Origin of the sequence: Micromonospora phytophila, assembly GCF_023656545.1 — a bacterium.
Classification (GTDB): domain Bacteria; phylum Actinomycetota; class Actinomycetes; order Mycobacteriales; family Micromonosporaceae; genus Micromonospora; species Micromonospora phytophila.
On record NZ_JAMOKF010000388.1, the window covers coordinates 1 to 4,534 of the forward strand.

Sequence of the window (4,534 nt, forward strand, 5' to 3'; positions counted from 1 at the left end):
CGGCCGAGGTCAGGCCGACGTTTCCGACAGGTCGAATGCCCGGGCCAGCGGCCCGTCCATCCGGCGCAGGGCGCTGATCGCGCGGCTGGACCGGCTCTTCACGGTGCCGGTGGAGCAGCCGAGCTGGCCACCAGCGAGGGACGGCAGCGGGAGTTCCTGCTCTCGGTCTCGCACGAGCTGCGTACCCCGCTGACCGCGATCTGCGGCTACGCCGAGGCGCTGGCCGACGGGGTGCTCGGGCCGGAGGACGCCGCCGACACCGGTCGCACCGTGCTCGCCGAGGCCGAGCACCTGGACCGGCTGGTCAGCGACCTGCTGGCGCTGGCCCGGCTGGAGGCCGCCGACTTCCCGCTCGAACCGGCGCCGGTCGACCTGGCCCGGCTGGCCGCCGACGCCGAACGCACCTGGACCGGCCGCTGCGCGGCCCTGGGGGTGCCGTTCCGGGCGGAGATCCCGGACGAGCCGGTGCCGGCGTACACCGATCCGGGGCGGATCCGGCAGGTGGTGGACGGGCTGCTGGAGAACGCGCTGCGGGTTGTACCGCCGGGGGCGCCGATCGTGCTCGCGGTCCGGCCGGCCGGCGCGGGCCCGGCGCCCGGCGGCGTCCTGGAGGTGCGCGACGGCGGACCCGGCTTCACCGACGACGACCTGGCGGTGGCCTTCGAGCGCGGCGCGCTGCACCAGCGGTACCGGGGGGTGCGCAAGGTGGGCAGCGGGTTGGGGCTGGCGCTCGCCGCCGGGCTGGTCCGGCGGCTCGGCGGGGAGATCGCCGCCGGGCACGCACCCGAGGGCGGGGCGGCGTTCACCGTCCGGCTGCCCCCGGATCCTTACCCGACCCGAACATCGACCTGATCCTCCGCTCGCCGACGGGCGGGAGGCTGGGGTTCCACGGACGGACGAGAGGGAGACTCATGGCACGTTGGGGAATCGCCGCCACCACGCTGCTCGCGGCGGTCGCGTTGGGCGTCAGCGGCTGTGGCGCCGCCGAGGTGACCGGTCGGCAGGGCCCGGAGGCCGCCGTCGAGGTGGCCGCCGCGATGGGCGCGGAGGGTCAGGCGCTCGCCGCGATGGGCTTCGACGCCGGCGAGCTGGACGTGGAGACCGTCGCCGCGCCCGCGTCGCCGTCGCCGACGGCCGCGGAGCCGGGCCGCCGCAAGGAACGCGCGGAGGAGTGGCGCAAGCGCCGGCAGGCCCGGGTGCTGCTGCGCAAGAACACCCTGCACGGCGAGGCCGTGGTGCAGACCAGGGACGGCGGTACGAAGACCGTCGTCGTGCAGCGCGGCGAGGTGACCGCGATCGACGCCGAGAAGATGACCGTGAAGTCCACCGACGGCTTCACCATGACCTGGACCTTCGGCCCCGAGCTGCGGGTGCTGGAGCGCCGCGCCACCGTGCAGCCCGACGCGGTGAAGGTCGGCAGCACCCTCGGCGTCGCCGGCGCCAAGGATGGCGACACCCCCGTCGCCCGCCTCGTCATCCTCCCCCGCACGAGATAACCCCGCACCCCGCCGGGCGCGCACTTTCACGGAAAGAGTGGCCATTCCCCGGGGAATGGCCACTCTTTCCCTGTTCGAGCGCGGGTGGGTGGGAGTCAGTAGACGCGGGAGCCGATGAAGTCGTCGTGGCCGTAGCCGACCGGGGTGGGGAAGTTGCGGGACTCGAAGGACCACTGCTGGCGGGTGCTGGTGGAGCAGGTGGCCAGCCGGAGCCGGGGGGTGCCGAACCACGGGCTGTCGAACGCCAGGCAGAGGTTGGTGTTGCCGGCGGCCCGGATCTGGTTGCCGGTCAGCACGAACTTCTGGTTGGCGCCGCCGTGGCAGTCGTACACGTTCACCGCCGTGCCGGCGCTGAGCGAACCGCCGGAGACGTCGAGGCAGCGGTCGTGGGAGAGCTCGGAGTGCAGCGACTGCCGCGTCGGGTCGTACCAGAAGCCCTGGTTGCGCCCGCCGTGGCAGCCGTACGACTGCTGGGCCGTGCTGTTGCGCGAGTCGTACCCCTTGCCGTCGACGCAGGTGCCGGTGGCCGCGTTGCGCAACTGCTTGAACTCGAACAGCCCCGGGTAGAGCACGCCGCTGCCGGTGCTGGCCGGGTCGACGCAGGTGGCCTGCTCCTGCCCGGAGGCGTGGAACTGGGTGATGCACTGGGCGAACATGCCGTGCCCCCGCGCGTTCGGGTGGAACGACTGCCGGGCCGCGTTCTCGTCCCAGATGCCCACCTCGATGTAGAGGCCGCGCACCGCCGTGCTGTCGGTGCACACCTCGTGGCCGTGGAAGAGCCGGCTGGCGTCGAGGTAGCGGGTGCCGGTGTTCCTGGCCGCCGCGCGCAGCGCGGACTCGAACAGCGGCACCGCCTTGTTCCGGGCGAACGCGGCGTCGGCCAGGTAGAGCAGGCAGCCGCCGGCGTACCAGCCGGGGAAGTTCGGGTTGTCCTCCACGTCCGGGCTGCCCGGGCTGGGGTAGGACATGAGCACCAGCTCGTAGTCGGTGCGCAGGTAGCCGGCGTTGGTCATGGTCTGCCGGATGGAGGTGAGCGCCTCCTCCACCGCGCGCCGGCTGCCGTCGGTGCGGATCGTCCACTGGTCGGTGTAGCGCGGGTAGCAGGGGCCGGTGAAGAACACCCGGCTGATGGCGCAGTCGGTGGCCACGGGGCCGAACTGGATGGTGCCGTCGCCGTTGGCGCCGACCACGACCCAGATCAGCTTGACGTGCGTGTTGCGCGCCTTGATGGCCAGGTGGTCGCCCTGGTTCAGCTCGTTGTGCTGGGTCGGGCCGCCGGCGACGAGGTTCCACGGGGTGGCGCCGGAGCAGGCGATGTTGTACTTCTCGTCGGCGGCGATGCCGGTGCGGAAGACCGCCTGGTCGTACGAGCGGTCGCACCAGTTGCCGGGCTGGTGGGTGCCGGGGACGTAGTTGCCCACCCCCTCCCCGGAGATTTCGCTGTCGCCCATGGTGATCAGCGCGGTGCGGCGCTGTTCCAGCGGGCGGATGCCGGGTGCGCCGTAGAGCGCGGTCGCCTCGGCGGCGCGGATCGCCTCGAGGTTCGTCGGGAGTGGCTGGACGGTCGGACGGTCGGCGGCGTGGGCGGGGGAGGCCGGCCCGGCGAGCATCGGCAGGACGAGAGCGGCGGCGGCGACGAGGGTCAGTGACCGTCGTCGGGTCGCCCGTTCGCGCCTGGCAGCGGAACCAAGCATCGACGCACTCCTTTCGGCTCGATCGTGGGATGTCGATCGAGTTACCAGAAGGTAACGTGCGATGTCAGGGATGTGAATGCGTCTCGGATCCTTGCGCGCGGAGTGCAGAACCGGGCGATCCGGGTGAGTCGGGCAGCGCGGGGTGAGTGGCGGGCGGCGCCGGCCGGGTGGCGGCCGGCGGCCGAGTCAGCGTCCGGGTGGCAGGGCGTAGCCGACGTGGGTGCGGAACTCCAGCCGCCAGCCCGCCGGCACCAGTTCGGCGCAGGCCGGCCCGCTGCCCGTGCAGACGATCGCCTCCACCGAGGCCGGGTCGGCCGGCGGGCGCCCGGGCAGCACCGACTGGAGCGCCACCAGCTCCGGTGGGCGGCCGTCCGCCTCCCGCAGCAGCAGCCACCAGGGGTACTCCCAGTTGTCGTTCTGCTGCACCAGGCCGATCCGGCGGGCGTCGGCGGCGCGCACCGCGTCCGCCGCCCACCGGAACTCCGCCGTCCACTCGGGACGCCGCAGGAACCGGGTGTCCCACTCGGAGGTGGTGAAGACCGAGCCCGCGCCGACCAGCCGGCGCGGGAAGCCGTACGACAGCGCGAGCACCCCGGCCAACGCGGAGGTGGCCAGCACCATCACGGCCAGCCCGGCGGCCACCGGACGCCGCCCGGTCGCTGCGGCCCGGCGGCGCAGCAGCGCGTCCAGCCAGAGGCCCGCCAGCGGTACGGCCAGCGCCAGCGCGTAGAGCAGCAGCCGGTTGCCCCACGGCTGCCACTTGATCATCGCGGCGTGCAGCAGCACGGTGGTCACCACCACCGTGGCGTACGCGCGCAGCGGCCTGGGGTGCGCCGGGCTGATCCGGTCCGGTCGGGTCAGCGCGAATCCCGCGCCGAGCAGCGCCAGCGCCCCGGCCAGCGGGAAGGCCACCCGGTCCTCGTCCGGGTACCAGGCCGGCACCGGGAACGTCTCCCGCCCGAACGTGGTCTCCCGGTCCTGCGGGTCCACCCCCAGCACGCCGGCGGCGCCGACGATCGCCGCCGCGCCGGCCCGGCGCAGCGGCGCGAGCGGCGTGTCGAACGCGGTGTGCCCGATCCGCAGCGCGTTGACCAGTACCGAGGGCGGATCGTGCCGCTCCATCGGCACGGACTCGCGCAGCCGGGGCGGGCCGAGCGGATGACCGAACTCGACGGTCACCCGGGTCAGGAACGGCCCGACCACCACCGCCGCGACCAGCAGGACCAGCGCCGACCCGGCGAGCGTGCGCGCCACCCGACGGCCGGGTCGGTGGGCGACCGAACCGCCGGCCTCCGTCCGCTCCCGCCGACCCGCGCCGGCCGCCGCGCCGGCCCCGCCCCGCCG

General features: G+C 74.3%; 3 protein-coding genes and 1 pseudogene. 2 read left to right on the top strand and 2 right to left on the bottom strand.

The features are described 5' to 3' along the window. A partial coding sequence (locus tag NCC78_RS27940) for a sensor histidine kinase (RefSeq protein WP_250798238.1) occupies positions 1 to 852 on the top strand: 852 nt, incomplete at its 5' end. Positions 853 to 911: 59 nt separating this feature from the next. Further along, the gene (locus NCC78_RS27945) at positions 912 to 1,496 is read left to right on the top strand and encodes a hypothetical protein (RefSeq protein ID WP_250798240.1); all 585 of its coding nucleotides are present in this window, start codon (positions 912 to 914) and stop codon (positions 1,494 to 1,496) included. A gap of 95 nt (positions 1,497 to 1,591) precedes the next feature. Here the strand turns inward: NCC78_RS27945 and NCC78_RS27950 are convergent, their stop codons facing one another. Together NCC78_RS27950 and NCC78_RS27955 are read right to left on the bottom strand one after the other, a co-directional pair. After that, positions 1,592 to 3,190, bottom strand: a complete 1,599-nt coding sequence (locus NCC78_RS27950) for a ricin-type beta-trefoil lectin domain protein (RefSeq protein ID WP_250798241.1) — start codon at positions 3,188 to 3,190, stop codon at positions 1,592 to 1,594. Between the two features lie 186 nt (positions 3,191 to 3,376). After that, a pseudogene (locus tag NCC78_RS27955) lies at positions 3,377 to 4,534 on the bottom strand (hypothetical protein); the annotation flags it as partial.

Coding starts and splice junctions, on each gene's coding strand:
- NCC78_RS27950 (WP_250798241.1), bottom strand. CDS start 3,190: ATGCTTGGTTCCGCTGCCAGGCGCGAACGGGCGACCCGACGACGGTCA.
- NCC78_RS27945 (WP_250798240.1), top strand. CDS start 912: ATGGCACGTTGGGGAATCGCCGCCACCACGCTGCTCGCGGCGGTCGCG.